Here is a 19,191-nt window from a genome sequence, read left to right on the forward strand (position 1 = left end):
TGTCTTGTGTATAATTAGATATAATCAATTATAACTAGTTATAACCAAAGATAACGTTGGGGGAGAAATGAATGAGAAAGAGAATCGGATATGTGTTGGGAAGTATGTCACTGGGACTGGCTCTTGTATTGGCTGGTTGTGGCGCAAGCACGGGCACTACGGATACATCCACGGGTGCAGAACAAACGACCTCAACGCCAGCGGCATCAGGTGAAAGTTCGTCAGCAGGAAATACTGATCCGCAGGAAACGGTAGATCTGACAATCTCTGCGGCGGCCAGTCTGACCGATGCGATGAAAGAGATTGAAACCAATTATGAGCTAGCTAATCCTTATATAGAACTTAATTTTAACTTTGGCGCCTCGGGTGCCTTGCAACAGCAGATTGAACAGGGTGCCCCGGCTGATGTTTTTGTATCGGCGGCAACAAAAAATATGAATGCGCTAGTGGATGAAAACCTGATTGCATCGGGCGATCAGAAGAATTTGCTACAGAATTCACTGGTGGCCATAGTGCCAGCAGATGGGACTCACACAGTAACCAGTGAAACGGATCTCACCAGCGACTCCATCAAGACGGTAGCCATTGGGATTCCGGAAAGTGTTCCTGCGGGAACCTATGCCAAGGAAGCTCTGACCAATGCCAAGCTGTGGGATGAACTGGAAAGCAAGCTTGTGCAGGGGAAAGACGTTAGACAGGTTCTTCAATATGTAGAGACAGGTAATGCTGATGCAGGATTTGTATATAAAACGGATGCTCTTACTTCGGATCAGGTGAAAATTGCGTTTGAGGTGGACAAGAACAGTTACACACCCGCCAATTATCCAATAGGCATTATTGAAGGAACCAAACACCGTACAGAGGCCGAACAATTTTATGCGTATTTACAAACCCCTGAAGTGCTCGATATCTTTGCGAAATACGGATTCACAATTCCGGAATGAATGTGAATGCCATAGATTGGTCCGTATTCTGGTCACCGGTGCGCTTGTCACTTCAGGTTGCGCTGTTATCCAGCGTGGTGGCCACTGTGCTCGGAATTGCGATAGCCTGGAAGATGTCACGTTCTTCATTTCGGGGAAAGATCCTGCTGGAAACGGCATTTATGCTGCCGCTAGTCCTTCCCCCAACGGTGGTTGGATTTCTGTTACTTGTCATACTGGGGCGTAAAAGTCTGTTTGGACAATGGATTGAAGCCATATTCTCCGCTCCGGTTATTTTCACCTGGTGGGCTGCGGTGATTGCTTCGGTGGTGGTTGCTTTTCCACTTGTGTATCAGACGATGAAATCGGGATTCAGTGGTGTGGATCGGGATCTGGAGGATGCGGGTCGTTCGATTGGGGCGGATGAGTGGCAGGTTTTTCGTTATATTTCCCTGCCGCTCGCAGGCAGAGCATTGATGACCGCTTTCATCCTGGGCTTTGCCCGTGCACTGGGGGAATTCGGTGCGACACTGATGATTGCAGGGAATATTCCGGGCAAAACGCAAACGGTACCCACGGCAATCTATGTCGCTGTGGATTCGGGCAATCAGACCATGGCTTGGGCATGGACTATTTCCATTATCATCATCTCGTTTATCATGTTACTGATGACCAGACAGCAGCGAGATGGAAAAAATGTCTGATTTCATATGTACCAATATCAATATCCTGCCAAATTGGTCTTAATGGAAATGTAAAGCTTTTTTAACATAAAAAAATAAAAATTTTCCCAAAATTTAATCGTTCAGTACTCGCTTTCAGTGGGCTTGTTCCTGTAAGATAGAAGTAATGGATTCCAGCCAAGTACTGAAATAAGGAGAGACGACGATGAACACTAAATCTGATTGCGGCGTTTCGTTGCAAATCGATGACTATCTGGATCTTTTGCATTTTGCCATCCAAATTCAGGATCAGGAATGGCAACAATCCCTTATCCGCCAACTCAAAATATTTCAGACGGCGACGGAGCAGCAACGCACACCTGAAGAGGAATTATGGACACGGTTTGATTACATCAACAGCAAACTGACAGGTCTGTGCCACCAGATTCATGCCGCTCATTCCATGGACGAACGCAAGAAGTTCGAGGAACGGATCGGTCTCTTACAATTACAGCGAGTGGAAGTTGCACGTAAAATTAAATGGGCGAGTCGCAGATAGATGAGTAATGTATACACCAAGTGATGCACCGCCAAAATGGTATAATCAGTGAGAGTCATACAAGAAGAAGTCATCCACCAATCGATATTGGGGATGGCTTTTTCTTGTACTATAGAGAAATCCTATAACCATATCAGGATGTCCTATTAGTTTAGTTATTGCCCTAAGATGACTTGTAATGATATTCTTTGTTCAACCTAATTCCGACTATACAAGTAAGAATGGTTTGTTAATAGGGTAGAGGAATGGGAGTACACATCATATTCGCTGTGATAACAGCCTGTGGAGGAGATTGGGAATGGTTAAAAAACGGGGGATTCAAAAATTCCGGACAGCACTGCTGTTCATTACAATGCTGGCGGTACTGGCTGGATGCAGCACAGGAACTGCAAGTAATGATTCAGAATCTGCTTCGGCAGCAGGCGACACCAAAGTGAAAAAGATCATTGTAGGAACAGGTACACAATTCCCGAATGTCTGCTTCATTGATGAGAATGGCAAGTTAACAGGTTATGATGTGGAACTGATCCGGGAGATCGACAAACGTTTGCCTGAATATGAATTCGAATTCAGCACGATGGATTTCAAAAACCTGCTGCTGAGTCTGGAAACGAAAAAAATTGACCTGATCGCTCACCAGATGGAAGTGAATGATGAGAGACAGGCCAAGTTCCTGTTTAATGATGAAGCCTATAATATTTTTCCAAATAAAATCGTCGTAAGTCAGAAAAATGAGGAAGTAAAATCGATTGAGGATCTCAAAGGGAAAAAACTGATTGTTGGTGCTACAAGTAATGCGGCTGTACTTGCTGAGAAATGGAATGCAGCGAACGGCAACGGGATTGATATCGTTTATTCCGGAGCGGGTGAGGATACCATTACCCAGATCAAAACAGGCCGGGTGGATGCCACCATCAGCACTCAGTTTGCCATTGATTATCAGAATAAGGCGGTTGATGCTCAGTTGAAAACGGTAGGAGATGCCCTCTCCAACTCCAAAGTGTACTTCATTCTGAACAAAGATGAGCAGGAGCTCAAAACCAAAGTGGACGAAGCGCTCAAAGCGATCAAAGAAGATGGAACATTAGGCAAACTGAGCACAGAGTGGCTTGGAGCTGACTATACGGTTGAAGAGTAGTCTGAGAAAGGTGTGCAGCGGTAATGGGAAAATCATTTGATCTGTCATTGGTTCTGGATTTCATCCCGGAACTGCTACGATATTTGCATATAACACTGATTGTGCTGGGTGGTTCCATCGTGCTCGGACTGGTGGGCGGCGTGCTTCTGGCCGTTCCCCGGCTGTATCGGATTCCGGTACTAAGCCAGTTGGCTACCCTGTACGTCTCATTCATGCGGGGCACACCGATCCTGATCAAATTGTTACTGGTGTATTACGGACTTCCCGAGTTGCTCAAACCCATTGGCATCGACCTGTCGAGAACCGACCCGTTGTTATTTGTCATTGTGACCTATGCGCTTAGTGACGCGGCATCCTTTGCCGAGATCTTTCGCGGAGCGGTGCGCAGTGTGGATAAAGGTCAGACGGAAGCAGCCTATGCTGCGGGTATGACCACATTCCAGTCTTTTCGGCGGATTGTTGTTCCGCAGGCACTGATTGTTGCTTTTCCGAATATGGCAAATACGTTAATCGGTTCATTGAAGGATACGTCTCTGGCTTTCTCCATTGGTGTCATGGATATGGTGGGCAGAGGGCAGACGTTAATTTCGGCTACATCGCATGCACTTGAAGTGTATATCAGTCTGTCTGTGGTCTATTATGTCATTGTTATTGTGCTTGAAAAAGGATTTGCCTTTGCAGAACGCAGACTCCAGCGTCATGAACGCAAGAGAGTTGTACGCAAACCGGCAATTCGAGCCAAACGCCTGAAACGAATAGCGGGGTGAGCATATGTCGATTGATCTCCAGTTTATCTATACCTCTTTTTTTCAAATCCTGAAGGCATTGCCACTGACACTTGTCATTACGATTGTTCCGTTGATTGCAGGCTTCGGAATCGGTCTGGCTACGGCTCTGATCCGTATTTATCGCGTGCGGTGGATTCACCGCATTGCTGACTTCTACGTTTCGTTCCTGCGTGGAACACCGATGCTGATGCATCTATTCCTCATCTATTACGGCATTCCGATGATTATCGATAAGCTGTCGGAACGTTACGGTTGGGCTTTCCAATCCTCGTCGATTCCCATTCTCGTATTTGTACTGATTGCTTTCTCGCTCACTGCGGGCGCCTATATGTCCGAGATTATCCGTTCAGGCATTCTTGCTGTGGATATCGGCCAGATGGAGGCGGCTCACGCTGTAGGCATGAGCACATTCCAGGCTTTAAGGCGCATCATTATACCTCAAGCGATCGGGGCTGTATTGCCTAACCTGTGCAGTATGTTTGTTGGATTCCTGCATGGATCAACACTCGCTTTTACCGTGTCTCAGATGGACATACTCGGTAAAGCGGATGTGGTGGCATCCGTAAGTCTGAAGTTTCTGGAGGCCTTTATCGCCGCAGCGTTCATCTATTGGGGGCTGACCATCATTGCCGAGCGGATCACTGCTCTGCTTGAGCGTCGGGTTGCCGTGTACAGCAAAGGAGGCGTGTCATGATTACACTAACCAACATACACAAGACATTCGGCAAGCAGGAAGTATTGAAGGGCATTGATCTAACCGTGGAACAGGGCGATGTCGTAGCGATCCTTGGACCGAGCGGATCAGGTAAAACAACGCTGCTGCGCTGCGTCAATTTTCTGGAACGTGCCGATGAGGGCGAGGTTCAGATCAGTGGATTGACCGTCGATTGCAAGCATGCACGCAAACATGACATTGTGCAGTTGAGACGCAAAACAGCGATGGTGTTCCAGCATTATAATCTGTTCAAACACAAGACCGTGCTGGATAACGTCACCGAGGGATTAATTATTGCCCAGAAAATGTCCAAAGCCGATGCCCGCACGCGTGCCTTGCGTGTGCTTGAACAAGTCGGACTGTCTGCCAAAATCAATGAGTATCCAAGTATGTTGTCAGGTGGACAACAGCAACGGGTGGGCATCGCCAGAGCACTGGCACTGAATCCCGAAGTGATTTTGTTTGATGAACCGACCTCGGCGCTGGACCCTGAGCTTGTAGGTGAGGTATTGTCTGTCATCCGCTCCATTGCTCAAGAGGGGATTACCATGATTGTAGTCACCCATGAAATGGGGTTTGCCCGTGAGGTGGCAAATCGCGTTGTTTTCATGGATGGAGGTTCCGTTGTGGAGGAAGGAACCCCGGAAGAGGTGTTTGTGCGTCCCAAGCAGGAACGTACTCGCCAATTCCTCAGTCGATATTCTTCCGACTGGAGTTATGTCATCTGACGATATAGGCGCAAGCTGTAGTAACTGACGATCCCGGCCCGGCATATGCTGTAACAGGCAAATGCTGATAGGCCGGGTTTTTCTATGGGTGAAGCAGGCCGTGACGGTAAGGAGGAGGACCATGCAGAGCAAAATCGATGAAATCATCACACATATTGCACACTCTCACCAGCAGATCGCACGTGTGCTGGATGCCAAACGCCAAGTCGCTGTACGCATGTCTGAAATCATCAATCATTTGCCAGATATCGAACCGGAGTTGGATGGCGTTGACGGTCTGCTGGATAGCTCTGGGCAAATCAACAAAAGCATTATCTCTTACTTGGGGGGCCTTGCAGATCTGGAAGAGGCTGTAGCCGAGACGCTGACCCAAGTCATGCGGGAGATCGCGGTTCAAGAGGAAGAATAAGCCCGGAAGGCGGGTGAAGGAAAATGAGTAGAGAACAGAGCCTCATTCTGATGCTGGACGCAGCAGCCAAAATGCAGTGGAATATTGCCCTGATCCTGGAGGCAAAAGCGATTGAGGCCGAGAAGGTACGGAACTGGACGTTGAATCATTTGAATGGGGATACCTTTCTGACGCATGGGGATCAGGTAGGCGAGCCGCTCAAAATGCATGATCAGCTGGTGGAATTGCTGGAAGGATTAACCCGGATGGAGACCGGACTGTGCAACAATCTCAAAGCGGTGATGGTGCAGAACGATAGCGAAGATGGCGGCGGTATGGACGGTGGCATGTTTGGCGGCATGGATCTGGGAGACATGGGAAAATGAGTCTGATGCGGCGTGAGCAGGAAGCAAAACTGGCGCTCATTGAATCCATCGCACACAGTCAGCAGGCGCTGGCACGCATTCTGGACAGTGTAGCCAGTGTAACCGCTCATTCGGAAGTATCCGCCCGCAGTCTGGCCGAGAACATTCGTTTGCTGAGTCGCTATCAGGAAGAAATGTCTCGTATGGTTACGGGAATCAGGCTGGCCCGAATCCAGCATGGGGAGCCTGGCTTGCCGTGGCTCAAAGACCCCGGGTGTGCAATTCGTATCGTTCGGGACATACAGGAGGAATGTTGACATGTTAAAGAAGAAGAAAATACGACTGAGAACCAAAAGAGCTTTGTTAATCCGTGGAGCCCGTCTGCGCAAAATTCGCAAGCTGCGTGCGCTCAGAGCCAAACGTGTTCTTCACAAACGCCCACTTAAAGGACGCAGTGCGTGGCTCAAAAAAAAGAAACGTGCGGTACGGCGGCACCGGAGTCCAAAGCCCGTACAACCAGTCGCCCCGGCTACCCCTACCGATCCGAACCCGGACGGTGCGTACAGCCAGGGATACAACGAGGCGTACAACGAGGGATTCAACGCGGGTTTCGCCAAGGGATTCGAGGACGGACATCAGCTGGCGTACAAAGCACAGTAACCGAGTAGATAGGATTATTCCTGCATGGAATGATACCTGTATACAGTTAGCCCGGGGGACAGATCCCTCCGGGTTATTTGCATCGCCGCAAAAGCGGACATGCCCGTACAGGCGGATGTGGAGGGCAAGCGCCAATTTTGCGCCTTGCAGGACACCCGTCCATGATGCATCTGACCCCGAGGCATATCCTTTAGAGGGAAGACCAATCTCGTGGAGAGTCTGGAAGTGAGATCTCCTGAAGGAAGACAGGGTGAAGAATGTGGCAAAACGAAGGCACCGTCCGCTGACCGAAGCGGAAACGGCTTACCGCGGCGGATATGCAGAAGGCCGCAGATTTGGCGGCTGTCAAGCCATGATGGAGCGGGTGCAGATGTTTGAACCGACCCTGCGGGACATGAAAGTGTTATATATCCCGCAAGGATTCGATGCCATCGATGAAGGTGTCACCTTGGCTCTACAGCAATCTGTACGTGAATGCGTTGTTGGATCGCCAGCAGCGATGTTGCAGGAAGCCAGTCAGCATCGGCCCGATGTTGTGCTCGTCATGAATGGTCTGCATGTATTTCCCGCAGATCATGTGGAGCAGGTGAATGGCATACGTGCACTCGGTATCCGAACTGCCGTGTGGTTTGTGGATGATCCGTATTTCACCGAAGATACAACGTCCCTTTGCCAGCACTATGATGTCGTGTTCACGCATGAAGAGGCCGCGGTGCCCTTCTATCTGGCACATGGAGCGAACCAGGTTATCTATATGCCACTCGCGGTGAATCCGGGCATGTTTCAACCGCGGCGCGCGGCACCGCAGCATCAACACGACATTTGTTTTATCGGTACCGGATTTTGGAACCGGATTGCTTTGTTCGACGAGCTAGCCCCTTTTCTGGCGGACAAAAAGGTATTCATTGCGGGTAGCCAGTGGAGTCGGTTGGCACGCTTTGATGTACTAGGCCGTTTCATCCACGAAGGATGGATTGCTCCTGGAGAGACAGTGGATTATTACAATGGTGCCAAGATTGTCATTAACATTCACCGGACTTGCGAGAATGGGGAAGACAATCGCAACACACATCATCTTGAAGGTCACTCGATTAATCCACGCACGTATGAGATCAGTGCCTGCGGCACAATGCAGATTACGGATGCACGTGCAGATTTACCCCGTTATTATAAGCCGGGATATGACATCGAGACGTTCACCAACGCAGCAGAACTTCAGCGCAAGATTCACTATTATCTGAAGCATGAAGAAGAACGACAGGCGATGGCGTGGCGGGGACTTCTCACCACGATGAACCAGCACACATTCACTCGCCGCATCGGTCAGTTGCTGGAACATTTGTAATTCCGTCTGAAGTGCAGCACCAACGAGAACCCTATCCCAAAAAATAAAGGAGTGGCGGTATGTCTCTCAAACACCGTAAAACCAAAAAGGTTCATGCACCCGTACTGAGCCTGGCTGATCAAGCACGCAAAAATGGGCAACATGCCGGATATGACGCAGGTAAGGAAGAAGGATATCTGCGCGGGCGCGCCAACTATATTGTGAATTGTGCACAGGAGCCGTTGCCTTTCCGACAGCTTCACGTGCTGTATGTATCCTCGGGCAAAGGCTTCCCTTACTCCCCGTTGGATGAGGCCATTATGGCCACGCTACAGGGTATGGTAGCTCAAGTAACCCTCTCTGATCCGCGTCAACCGATTTCTGAAATTGCGCTACAGACGCGTCCTGATCTTGTGCTTGTGCTGGATGGAATGGATATCCCCATTGAACATATCGATGCGATTCGCCAAGCGGGTATTCAGACGGCGATCTGGCTCACGGACGATCCGTACTATACAGATATGACGCTGGAAATTGTGACACATTTTGACCATGTCTTCACGTTGGAACTGAACTGTATCGATCTATATCGACAAATCGGCTGCGCGTCCGTTCACTACCTCCCTTTTGCCGCATTCACTAATCATTACTTTCCGATTACAACTCCTTCCCCGTTAAAACGGGATGTCAGCTTTATCGGTTCTGCCTACTGGAACCGGGTATACTTCTTCAATCCGATCATGCCTCAGTTGATGTCACACAATACGGTATTTAACGGAATCTGGTGGGATCGCCTGCCTGACTACACTGCCTATGGCGAGAAGATTGAGCTCGGTCGCTGGATGAGTCCGCCGGAGACCAATGATGTGTACAATGGCACCAAAATTGTCATCAACCTGCATCGATCCCACGAAGATGATTCCGTCAATAATAATCACCTCAAAATCCCGCCAGCCTCACCGAACCCGAGAACGTTTGAAATTGCCGCGTCCACGACGCTACAGCTGACCGACGCCCGGGATGACATTGCGCGTTTCTACAAACCTGGTGTGGAGATTGAGACATATTCCTCGCCGCAGGAGTTACTCGACAAAGTGGAATATTATCTTACTCATGAAAAAGAACGCCGTGAGATAGCACTTCGTGGACTAGAACGTACACTGAAAGACCACACGTATGGCAAAAGAATTAATGAAATGTTAACCATTATATTCCCTTAATTCTGGCCGGGAGGAGGTGTGCACAGTACCCTGTATCGGATAACCATGTACAGGGTCCGTGCGGCCATGGCAACGAAACCAAAGATGATGTTATTTTCACATGTGTGCAATACTCGCAGCATTACAGGCGCCGAGAAGCTGCTGCTTCATTTTATGAGAGAGATCGGTACGATCTTTGAATGTGTGCTCGTTGTTCCCCAGGAGGGGAAGCTTGCGGGGCTTGCGCGAAGATTCGGCATTCAGGTCAAAATATGCACTCTGCCGATGCTTCACGGTGTGTACACACCTTACCAGGGCATTGCAGATGATGCGGAGCATCTTCGCCATACACCAGCGTATCAGGAAGCAGTCTCCCTAATACGGGAGACTGCTCCCGATATAGTGTTAACGAACACCTGCGTTAATGTGATGCCGGCTGTAGCGGCAAAGTCCCTTCAGATTCCGATTATCTGGAAGATTACCGAGATCATTCATGCGAATGAACATACAACCGAGGCGATCCAGATGATTGGCCGTTACGCGGATTGGATTATCGGCATATCCGAGACAGCGGTAGCCCCATTCCAAGAAGCCGGCATGGGTGACAAAGTGACCATCATATCCCCAACTTGGGAACCCGCGCTACCTGCACCGGACCGCTGGGTTCATCTGCGCGAACGCAAGCGTAAGGAGCTCGGTTTCAAATCATCGCAGACCTGTATCGGTTATATTTCTTCATTTATATATGATGCCAAAGGGTTGAAACCTTTTGTGGATATGGCCTTGAGGATCTGTGAAACGCATTCGCGCTGTCGCTTCTGGATCATCGGGGCAGCATCGGATAAAAAGTATTACGACGAGTGTGTATCACGGGTGAAAAAATCCGGGTATTCACGCCGGTTTACCTTCACCACATTTGAAGAGAACGTATCTCTGGCGTATACCGCGATGGATATCCTGGTCATCCCAAGCATGGTCAAAGAAGGATTTGGCATGACCGCACTGGAGGGTCTCTATTTTGCCAAACCGGTCATCGCTTTTGCCCAGGGTGGACTGAAGGAATTAATGGAATCCGTAGGCAGTGATACATTTTTGGCCCCGCCGGGCGATACCGAAGCGCTTGTCACTTTGGCAACAACCTTGCTGAATGATGCAGAGCTGGCCTCCAATACGGGGTGGCGCAATCGGACAGAAGCGGAAAGGCTCTACGGCGTTGAAACCTACCGAACGAAACTGCATACGATGGTGACACAGTGGTTATTGCGTTTTCCCGGATGGTTTGCTTATATCCAACCTCCGAATGGACCTGTGTATACCCATGGGGAGGGAGGACTACGCACTGTACTGGTTCTGGAGCCGACTACGGTGCGGGCACTGTTATTCCCACTGACCGTCATACAGGCGTTGCCACATTCCTCATTACCTCCAATCGCATTGGGTCACGATGCTCCTGTTGCCTCAGGTACTGGCCCAGCTGCAAAGCCGATTCAACAGAGGGGCAAAACGCGGAAACGTCGTCGCAAGCCACTTGCACCTCATTCTCGCCGAGACCGTGAGGGGCTGAAACGTACTTCCGGAACTGGCAGACGTAAGGGGAGAAGCCGTACAACGAAGGGACCGCGTCCACATATGGGGAAATCGGCTAGTCGCAGACGCAAATCTGCCAAGGCGGGACGTAGCCGTGCAGGGCGCAAGGGTTCCAATACAAGATGAAGGCAGGGATTACGATGAAGATCATGACGGTGCTGGGTACGAGACCTGAGATCATACGGCTCAGCCTGATCATCTCCAAGCTGGACCAGTACGCGTCCAAACATATTCTGGTGCACACGGGACAGAACTTCACGGAAAGTCTCAGCGGTCTCTTTTTCAAGGAAATGGGCCTGCGCGCACCGGATTACGTTCTTCAGGATGAAGCGGCCACTCTGGGACGACAGCTGTCCTCGATGTTTACGCAGATGGAAGATCTGATATTGCAGGAGAAGCCCGATAAATTGCTGCTGCTTGGCGATACCAATAGCGCATTATGTGCAATATTGGCTGAGCGCATGGGTGTTCCTGTTATTCATATGGAAGCAGGCAATCGTTGCTTCGACCTGGATGTGCCTGAAGAGAAAAATCGTAAGGTTATTGATGCCATCTCTACCGTTAATATGCCTTACACGGAACAGAGCAAGAAACATTTGGTCAGCGAAGGGGTACCAAGCAGGCGCATCGTGCTAACGGGCAATCCCATCTATGAAGTCATGCAGCACTACGACGCGCAAGTAAGTTCCAGCAAAATACTGAAGAAGCTCAAGCTGAAGTCCGGGCAATACTTCCTGGTTACTGCCCATCGAGCCGAGAATGTGGATCATGCCCCTCATTTGCTGGAGATTATGAAAGGGCTGAACCAGGTCGCAGAGGAACACGGGTTGCGTGTGATCTGCAGTATTCATCCGCGTACCGCGATCCGGATTGCGGAGCATCTGCAACTGGAGATGAACCCACTGGTGGAGTTTCACGAGCCGTTTGGATTCTTCGACTTTGTAATGCTTGAACGTCATGCACGCTGTGCACTTACGGATAGCGGTACCGTGCAGGAGGAGTGTTGCATTATGGGCGTGCCGACCGTAACGATGCGTCGAACTACCGAGCGGCCGGAAACGGTCGATTGCGGCAGCAATGTCGTCTCTGGTCTGGATGCCGCGCGCATCGCTGATTGCGTGAAAGTCATGACAAAGATGTCTAGCGACTGGGATTGCCCGCAAGGTTACAAAGCCACAGATGTATCCAGTAAAGTGGTTAAATTTCTGCTTGGAGGGAAAATGCATGTTTGAAAATAAGCGTATACTCGTGACTGGCGGTACGGGATCATGGGGTTATGAACTTGTGGCTCAACTACTGCCCCAGCAGCCCAAAGAAATTATTGTATATTCCCGGAACGAGTCTAGCCAAGTGGCTATGAGTCGTGAATTTGAAGACCCGCGTCTTCATTTCCGGATTGGAGATATTCGTGACAAGGATGCCCTGACGGCGGCTTGCCAGCATGTGGACTATGTATTTCATCTGGCTGCGCTCAAGCATGTTCCGGTGTGTGAAGACCAACCGTACGAAGCACTCAAAACCAATGTGATTGGTACACAGAACGTAATTGAGGCGGCTATTGAGAACAAGGTGGAAAAAGTAATCTATATCTCGACTGACAAGGCTGCCAATCCGTCCAACTTCTATGGCATGACAAAAGCGATCGGCGAGAAATTAATTGTATATGCAAACTTGTTACACAGTGATACCAAGTTTGTTACGGTACGGGGTGGGAATGTACTGGGAACAAACGGCAGTGTGGTACATCTGTTCAAGAATCAGATCCGCCAGAAAGGGCAGGTCTCCATCACGGATATGAGTATGACTCGATTCTTTCTTACGCTGAAGGATGCAATTACCTTGCTGTTCAAAGCTTCGGTGGAAAGTGTCGGCGGAGAGATCTTTGTCATGACGATGCCTACCTGCAAAATCGTTGATCTTGCGGAGGTGCTGATTGAGGATTCCGGTGTGGAGAATGTGAGCATTGTGGAACGTGGCATTCGTCCAGGGGAGAAAATCCATGAAATATTGATGAGTGAATTCGAGAGCATGACCACCGTTGTCTACGATGAGCAGTACCTGGTTATTCTTCCTACCCTGGGTATACCGGGTCTGCGTGAACATTATACCAATTGTCCCCCGGTCTCCTTTAACAGTTTCAGTTCTGAACACCAACTCATGACCAAAGAGGAGATTCGTGAAATTCTGAAACGCGGAGGATTCTTGTCATGAAACTGCTGATACTTGGTGGAAACGGAATGGCCGGCCATATTTTGGTCGACTATTTCCGCCGTCAAGGTGTACACAGCGTCTTCTACACAACTCGGGATGTAACGGACCCCAATGGTCTGCTCCTGGATGTGAACGACAGCTTCATGGTTGATCGATTGGTAGAAGCTGTGCACCCGGATGTGATTATTAATGCTGTAGGTGTGTTGAACAACTTCGCAGATGAGGACAAAATTACTGCATATCATATTAACGGTTTCCTGCCACATCGTCTGCGGCGGGTTGCAGATACGATTGGTGCACGCTTAATTCATATCAGCACGGACTGTGTGTTCAGCGGAGAACGGGGAGCATACCGGGAAGATGATGTTACGGATGGGACTTCAGCTTACGCCATCACCAAAGCACTTGGCGAAGTCCAGGATGAAGGTCATCTGACGATCCGTACGTCCATCATTGGACCCGAGATTCGGCAGGGCGGCATTGGTTTGATGCAATGGTTTATGTCCAGCACAGGTGAAGTCGGCGGGTATACCCGCGTATTCTGGAACGGTGTGACCACACTTGAGTTGGCCAAATGGGTAGACCATTACCTGGCCTCATCGGTTAGTGGTCTGATCCACTTAGCTCATCCGGCACCTGTCAACAAGCATGACCTGCTTGTATTGTTCAAGCAGACCTGGGATAAGCAGGATGTGACGATTGTGCGTGATGACAGTGTAGTGCAGGACCGTACGCTGGTGTCCACTCGCGAGGATGTGAAGACAGACCTGCCGGATTATTCTACAATGCTGAAGGAGTTGGCATTATGGATGGAGCAGAGCTGAGAGGCAAGAACGTACTGATTACAGGCGCCTCCGGTTTTACCGGGCGACATGCCGTATCTTATTTTCGGGAAGCGGGTGCAGTGGTTGCGGCGGTAGTCCGGAGGCCGGATGTGCACTCGTTTGGTAAAGATACGGAGGTCCATGTCTGTGATCTGAACGATAAACAGCAAGTGCGTCATCTGATCGGCGAGGTGCAGCCCGACTATGTGCTGCATCTCGCTGGCAAAAATTCAGTGCCTGATTCGTGGTCTGATCCGCTACTGGTCCTGGAGACCAATGTGATGGCCGTGCTGTATTTGCTGGATGCGCTTCGCAGTTGTCCGACAGCACGAACCGTTATTGTAGGATCGAGGTTAAAATATACGCCGGAACCTGGCCGGATTCCTCAGCCCCCGCATCCATACAGCCTCAGTAAAGCTCTGGAAGAGATGGTGTCCTTGTCGTGGATGTCGCTCTTCGGACAACAGATCATGTTGGCAGAGCCAGGCAATCTGATTGGTGCGGGTCCTTCCACAGGCATCTGTTCACTGCTTGCACGCCATGTTGTTGCCTGTGAGCAGGCGGGCAAAACCGAGGCATTCCGTCTGTCCGGACGGGACAACACGCGTGACTTTCTGGATGTTCGGGATGCCGTCAGAGCGTATGCGACCCTCCTGGTACACGGGTCGAGCGGTACAGTATACCCTGTGGTGTCTGGAGTCGAGCGCAGTCTTGGTGAAATTGCAGATCTGCTGTTGTCCATGACAGAAGCGGAAGTCCCTGTTCGCTGGGATGGGGCATCTTCTGGTCCGGATGGTTCGGGAAAACAGGAGGAATTATCACTGCTGCGCAAGCTTGGCTGGCAGCCGATGATTCCATTTGCCACATCGCTTCAGGATATCCTGAGTGATGTTCGTGTCCAGCAAGGGAGGACGACAAGTTGAATCCGAGAGTATCCATTGTCATTCCATTCTACAACTGCCCTTATGTGCCTCAGGCAATTCAGAGTGCGCTGAACCAGACGTATCCCGATGTGGAGATCGTTGTTGTGAATGACGGTTCAACCCGGCATGCAGAGTTGCTTCAACCCTATCTTCCTTATATTAATGTGCTTGGCAAAAGCAATGGCGGGACGGCTTCGGCACTTAATCATGGCATCCGCCATGCCTCTGGTGATTATGTAGCCTGGCTCAGTTCGGATGATTATCTGTACCCGGATAAAATTCGTTATCAGCTGGAGTTTATGCAGCGTGAGAATGTGCTCGTCTCACATACCAACTTTCACTATATCAACGAGCATTCGGCAGTTACCAGAATGCATGGTGGACCTGAACCGATGTCGGATATGGATTTACTACGACGGTTTGTTAACGGCAATCCGGTGAATGGCTGCACGGTCATGATCCGCAAGGATCTCTTTAGCGGAGTGGGGCTGTTCAATGAACTTCTTCCCTACACCCATGATCTGGATCTCTGGATGCGTATTTTACTGAACGGTCATCGGTTCCCATACCTGAATGAACCGCTTACTGCCTATCGGTGGCATGGTGGAATGGGATCGGTACGTCATGCGGATGTCATCGGCAGAGAGGCATCCATGGTATGGTCCAGATATCGGGAACCGCTGTTGCAGCGAATAGCGACGCTTGGCGGGTAGCGTAGGGAGGGCAGTTATGAAAGCCAAAAGACGGCTGATTAACGCCCTCTTTGCGCAGCATTTTACCTAAGACAGTAAGAGGAGGGGAAGGCCCGAATGGAGCCAAAAGTATCGATCGTCATTCCTTTTTACAATTGTGCTTATATCGAGCAGGCTGTTCACAGTGCCATTCACCAGACGTATCCGCATATCGAAGTCATCGTAGTGGATGATGGGTCAACCGAGCACGTGGAGAAGTTACAGCCATTCATGGATTCCATCCGTTATATTCGCAAAGAAAACGGTGGAACGGCGACAGCATTGAATGAGGGCATCAAACATGCAACAGGGGATTACTTTGTCTGGCTCAGCTCAGATGATGTGATGCTGCTGGATCGGGTGGAGAAACAACTGAAATTCATGCGAGAGGTCAAGGCTTCATTCTGCCATGGTGCCTACCATTATGTGAATGAGAAGAGTGAATGGTTGGATACGGTGCACCCGGAAGTGGGCAGTCGTCTGGAGATGTTGCAAGTACTGCTGGAAGGTTGTCCGATTAACGGCTGTACTGTCATGTTAGAGATGGAAGCATTTGAGCGGTTCGGACTGTTCGACACTGATTTTCGCTACACCCATGACTATGAAATGTGGATGAGGCTGTTTCCAATGTATGAGCTGTTCTACTACAATGAACCTCTGATGTGTTACCGATTGCATGAGTCGATGGGAACCAAACGTCATTTCAAGGCACTGGTTGCCGAGATGGAAAAAGTTCAAGAGAAGCATCGGCCTATTCTGTTTAACTTGCTTCAGGTTGGCGGTTACTGGAAATAGATGGATTTGGCAACGATGGCTGAATGGAATAGGTGTTAAATGGACAGGAGAGCACCCTTATGAAGCACTTTTTAAGTGTTATAAGTGGAAGCTCTTTTTTGCTTTATGGACAGATTTCGTGGACAGAAAGGGTGATCGATTGCTGAAGTCTCTGTATAATGAAATGATTCATATATGGAAGGGACTGGACTATGCGCAGATATCAATATCTTAAACCCAACTATTAATAAACTAATGGAGGTAAGAGTATTGATTACAGAGTTACACACAGAACGGTTATATTTGCGACAAATGGACGTAGCGGATTCGGCCAGCTTGTTTAAAATTTGGTCTGATCCGGATGTAACTAGATTTATGAATATCACTCATTTTACGGATGAAAATCAAGCCATAGCCATGATTAATCTTCTGAATGATCTTGCTCAGGAAAACAAGGCCATTCGGTTCTCTATCCTTGCGCAAGAGTCCAACGAAATCATAGGTTCCTGTGGTTATAATTCACTGGATTTTGACAATCTTAAAGCAGAAATCGGGTATGACATTGCCAGATCACACTGGGGAAAAGGATATGCTAGGGAAGCGATTTCTTCTTTGTTAGCTCACGCCTTCTCGACTATGAAGCTGAATCGAATAGAAGCAAAGGTTGACCCCGATAATGTGAATTCTATCAAGCTATTACAGAAGCTCAATTTCACATACGAAGGGACCCTCAGAGCATATGAGAGGGCAGGCGAAACGTTCAGTGATCTGAATATGTATTCCAAGTTAGCGACAGATTAGAAAAATTTGGAGTTTCCCCAGCTCCAAGCGCTAACGAATCTGCCACGTCTTATTAGGGGAATTACCACGAAAAACAAATCCTAACGAATCTCAGTCACGTTATTTGCTCCGAAAATGGCTTCCGAACCTGAAAATCGACCACGATGGACGAAATAACGTCTCTGTGATTCGTTACATGTCAGACCTGTGCAAAAGGTAACAAATAGCGTGTGGTGGATTCGTTAGAACCCTTTACAGCGAGCAAGGGGTGTCCTCAGTCATTCATATGACAGATGGGACACCCCTTGTTTGATATTTCGGTATGTTATATAAAGACGGCATATCATTGGACGACTTAATCTTTTGAATTCATGATCACCATCGATGCAGGATCGGGAAATACATATCCTTTAGGCAGCTTCTGTATCAATTCGTTCATTACAGCGTAATCCACGTCGATGTGAGGTGTGGAAACAGGAGTCGAAAACCAGCGATTGTATAGATCACTTGGTACAAGTAACGTCATACCGTATGTCCTCCTCTGTAAATGGCTTCTTGGTAGACTTGAAATGTACGAAATCCCATCACTTCCAGTGAACGGTGTTGTTCAGCCCAGGCTTTCGCCGATGCACCCACTGTTCTCCGGGTAACATTATCCTCAAGTAGTGCATCCAACAGTTCACGAAGCGAGTCGACATCCTGCGGAGGAACAACCCATCCCGTACGTCCAGGTTCAACCATCTCAGGCATGCCGGCTGTACCACTGACGATAACAGGTACACCCGCCAGTTGCGCTTCGGTAACGGAGAACGGCTGGGTGTCCTGCAGGCTGGGTTGGACATAGATGTCTGCATGGCGCAGGAAGGAAGGAATATTGTCCAGCTTGCCCCAGAACACAACATCGGCTCCAATACCCGTTGAAGCGGCCTGTGACCGCAATTCATCGGTTAGATTGCCTTCTCCTGCGATCCAGCAGACCCAATCGGAACGTTTACTTTTCAGACTGGCTAAGGCCTTGATTAACACATGAACGCCCTTGATGTATTCAAGTCGTCCGGTAAAGGCAATGACTTTCTTGCCCGCAGGTGGTCGCTGGCGGAACTTCACAGCTGCTGAGGCACGGTAGGCTGGCAGATCTACAGCATAGGGAATCTGTCTGAACTTTGATTCAGGAACGGCAAGCTCTGTAAGCGTACTCTTGATCCAGTGGCTTGACACGAGAATGAGCTCGGACTGTGCTGCACTTCGTTCTTCCAATGAGAGGAAATAACGTCCACGCTTGGATTGCAAATATGAAGGGAGAGTAAGCTGTGGGTTGGAATTTTGAGCATCGTAAAAGGCTTCGCGTGCAAGAGCGCCATGATAGCTTGTAACCAGTGGGATATTGCGGTTCAAGATGCGTTTTATGGCTACGGCAGCTACCGGATCTTGCGCATGAATAACATCATAGTGGTCCACCCCCAGATAAGCGGCCGCCATTTCGAAGGCATATCTATTCAGTTCATAATAAGCGAGAAGAGGATCGGCAGTGAATTGTGGCAAATCAGTCGGATTGAGTTTGGCTTGCAGCATGGGCCATACCTTATCCTTGGAGAAAGCACGGTTCAGATTACGAACATATACTTCGTTATTGGCACCATTTGTGCCCATGATATCAACCTCTACACCAAGTGCGATTAACCTGTCGGCCAATTGTTTAACATATGTCCATATGCCTCCCATATGTGTAAGCTCCCAATACGTAACGAGCAGAACTTTCATAGCGACCTCCTTGTCACGGCCTGCACCGGCCGAGCTTCTATCCTTTTATTCTATGAAAAAAGAGGACCGGAAGGTCGGGCATTTCCGTGTAATTGGTCGAAAATGGGTGAATGCAAATGGCAATGGACGAGAGGAAGCATATCCTATGTAC

23 protein-coding genes are annotated in these 19,191 nt (G+C 49.2%); 21 read left to right on the plus strand and 2 right to left on the minus strand.

Features of this window, described 5'->3' with window-relative positions; translation table 11 throughout:
• Positions 1 to 71 precede the first annotated feature (71 nt).
• From modA to MKX68_RS17380, 21 genes are all read left to right on the plus strand, one after another.
• Positions 72 to 944 carry a molybdate ABC transporter substrate-binding protein gene (gene modA / locus MKX68_RS17280; RefSeq protein WP_036673450.1) on the plus strand — a complete coding sequence of 291 codons (873 nt, stop codon included), beginning with the start codon at positions 72 to 74 and terminating at the stop codon, positions 942 to 944.
• The gene (gene modB, locus MKX68_RS17285) at positions 941 to 1,627 is read left to right on the plus strand and encodes a molybdate ABC transporter permease subunit (protein WP_340913224.1); all 687 of its coding nucleotides are present in this window, start codon (positions 941 to 943) and stop codon (positions 1,625 to 1,627) included. Before modA ends, modB begins: the two co-directional genes overlap by 4 nt.
• Before the next feature lie 184 nt (positions 1,628 to 1,811).
• Positions 1,812 to 2,144 (plus strand): hypothetical protein, encoded by a 333-nt coding sequence (locus MKX68_RS17290; protein WP_017692504.1) that lies wholly within the window; start codon positions 1,812 to 1,814, stop codon positions 2,142 to 2,144.
• A gap of 316 nt (positions 2,145 to 2,460) precedes the next feature.
• A complete protein-coding gene (locus tag MKX68_RS17295) occupies positions 2,461 to 3,282 on the plus strand; it encodes a transporter substrate-binding domain-containing protein (protein ID WP_036673581.1) in 822 nt (273 codons plus the stop codon).
• Between the two features lie 23 nt (positions 3,283 to 3,305).
• A complete protein-coding gene (locus MKX68_RS17300) occupies positions 3,306 to 4,049 on the plus strand; it encodes an amino acid ABC transporter permease (RefSeq protein WP_340913226.1) in 744 nt (247 codons plus the stop codon).
• 4 nt (positions 4,050 to 4,053) lie between these two features.
• On the plus strand, positions 4,054 to 4,764 hold the full coding sequence (locus MKX68_RS17305; protein WP_074096309.1) for an amino acid ABC transporter permease: 711 nt from the start codon (positions 4,054 to 4,056) through the stop codon (positions 4,762 to 4,764).
• Complete coding sequence (locus MKX68_RS17310; RefSeq protein WP_017692508.1) at positions 4,761 to 5,513, plus strand: amino acid ABC transporter ATP-binding protein; 753 nt, start codon at positions 4,761 to 4,763, stop codon at positions 5,511 to 5,513. Before MKX68_RS17305 ends, MKX68_RS17310 begins: the two co-directional genes overlap by 4 nt.
• A 121-nt stretch (positions 5,514 to 5,634) precedes the next feature.
• Positions 5,635 to 5,922: a hypothetical protein gene (locus tag MKX68_RS17315; protein ID WP_017692509.1), complete on the plus strand. Its 288-nt coding sequence runs from the start codon at positions 5,635 to 5,637 to the stop codon at positions 5,920 to 5,922.
• Positions 5,923 to 5,945: 23 nt separating this feature from the next.
• Positions 5,946 to 6,287 carry a hypothetical protein gene (locus tag MKX68_RS17320; RefSeq protein ID WP_017692510.1) on the plus strand — a complete coding sequence of 114 codons (342 nt, stop codon included), beginning with the start codon at positions 5,946 to 5,948 and terminating at the stop codon, positions 6,285 to 6,287.
• Positions 6,284 to 6,583 (plus strand): hypothetical protein, encoded by a 300-nt coding sequence (locus MKX68_RS17325; RefSeq protein WP_076211204.1) that lies wholly within the window; start codon positions 6,284 to 6,286, stop codon positions 6,581 to 6,583. The genes MKX68_RS17320 and MKX68_RS17325 overlap by 4 nt, the downstream gene beginning before the upstream one ends.
• Position 6,584: 1 nt before the next feature.
• Positions 6,585 to 6,926 (plus strand): hypothetical protein, encoded by a 342-nt coding sequence (locus MKX68_RS17330; protein ID WP_338588423.1) that lies wholly within the window; start codon positions 6,585 to 6,587, stop codon positions 6,924 to 6,926.
• A 250-nt stretch (positions 6,927 to 7,176) separates the two neighbouring features.
• A complete protein-coding gene (locus MKX68_RS17335; RefSeq protein WP_340913232.1) occupies positions 7,177 to 8,271 on the plus strand; it encodes a CgeB family protein in 1,095 nt (364 codons plus the stop codon).
• Positions 8,272 to 8,330: 59 nt separating this feature from the next.
• Positions 8,331 to 9,470, plus strand: coding sequence for a CgeB family protein (locus MKX68_RS17340; protein ID WP_338588422.1), 1,140 nt, complete (start codon positions 8,331 to 8,333; stop codon positions 9,468 to 9,470).
• 45 nt (positions 9,471 to 9,515) lie between these two features.
• Complete coding sequence (locus tag MKX68_RS17345; protein ID WP_340913235.1) at positions 9,516 to 11,162, plus strand: glycosyltransferase family 4 protein; 1,647 nt, start codon at positions 9,516 to 9,518, stop codon at positions 11,160 to 11,162.
• A 14-nt stretch (positions 11,163 to 11,176) separates the two neighbouring features.
• A complete protein-coding gene (wecB, locus tag MKX68_RS17350) occupies positions 11,177 to 12,268 on the plus strand; it encodes a non-hydrolyzing UDP-N-acetylglucosamine 2-epimerase (protein WP_339185449.1) in 1,092 nt (363 codons plus the stop codon).
• On the plus strand, positions 12,261 to 13,247 hold the full coding sequence (locus MKX68_RS17355; protein ID WP_017692517.1) for a polysaccharide biosynthesis protein: 987 nt from the start codon (positions 12,261 to 12,263) through the stop codon (positions 13,245 to 13,247). Before wecB ends, MKX68_RS17355 begins: the two co-directional genes overlap by 8 nt.
• Complete coding sequence (locus tag MKX68_RS17360; RefSeq protein ID WP_340913239.1) at positions 13,244 to 14,071, plus strand: dTDP-4-dehydrorhamnose reductase family protein; 828 nt, start codon at positions 13,244 to 13,246, stop codon at positions 14,069 to 14,071. Before MKX68_RS17355 ends, MKX68_RS17360 begins: the two co-directional genes overlap by 4 nt.
• A complete protein-coding gene (locus MKX68_RS17365; protein WP_340913242.1) occupies positions 14,053 to 14,994 on the plus strand; it encodes an NAD-dependent epimerase/dehydratase family protein in 942 nt (313 codons plus the stop codon). Before MKX68_RS17360 ends, MKX68_RS17365 begins: the two co-directional genes overlap by 19 nt.
• Complete coding sequence (locus MKX68_RS17370; protein ID WP_338588418.1) at positions 14,991 to 15,707, plus strand: glycosyltransferase; 717 nt, start codon at positions 14,991 to 14,993, stop codon at positions 15,705 to 15,707. Before MKX68_RS17365 ends, MKX68_RS17370 begins: the two co-directional genes overlap by 4 nt.
• Before the next feature lie 96 nt (positions 15,708 to 15,803).
• Positions 15,804 to 16,520, plus strand: coding sequence for a glycosyltransferase (locus MKX68_RS17375; protein WP_340913244.1), 717 nt, complete (start codon positions 15,804 to 15,806; stop codon positions 16,518 to 16,520).
• Positions 16,521 to 16,769: 249 nt separating this feature from the next.
• Complete coding sequence (locus MKX68_RS17380; RefSeq protein WP_340913246.1) at positions 16,770 to 17,300, plus strand: GNAT family N-acetyltransferase; 531 nt, start codon at positions 16,770 to 16,772, stop codon at positions 17,298 to 17,300.
• Positions 17,301 to 17,634: 334 nt separating this feature from the next.
• On the opposite strand, the gene MKX68_RS17385 is transcribed toward MKX68_RS17380, so the two are convergent.
• Both MKX68_RS17385 and MKX68_RS17390 read right to left on the minus strand, forming a co-directional pair.
• Positions 17,635 to 17,805, minus strand: coding sequence for a hypothetical protein (locus MKX68_RS17385; protein WP_340913248.1), 171 nt, complete (start codon positions 17,803 to 17,805; stop codon positions 17,635 to 17,637).
• Positions 17,802 to 19,040 carry a glycosyltransferase family 4 protein gene (locus tag MKX68_RS17390; protein WP_340913250.1) on the minus strand — a complete coding sequence of 413 codons (1,239 nt, stop codon included), beginning with the start codon at positions 19,038 to 19,040 and terminating at the stop codon, positions 17,802 to 17,804. Before MKX68_RS17390 ends, MKX68_RS17385 begins: the two co-directional genes overlap by 4 nt.
• Between the last annotated feature and the right edge of the window lie 151 nt (positions 19,041 to 19,191).

This window comes from Paenibacillus sp. FSL M8-0212 (assembly GCF_038004645.1).
In the GTDB taxonomy this organism is placed as follows: domain Bacteria; phylum Bacillota; class Bacilli; order Paenibacillales; family Paenibacillaceae; genus Paenibacillus.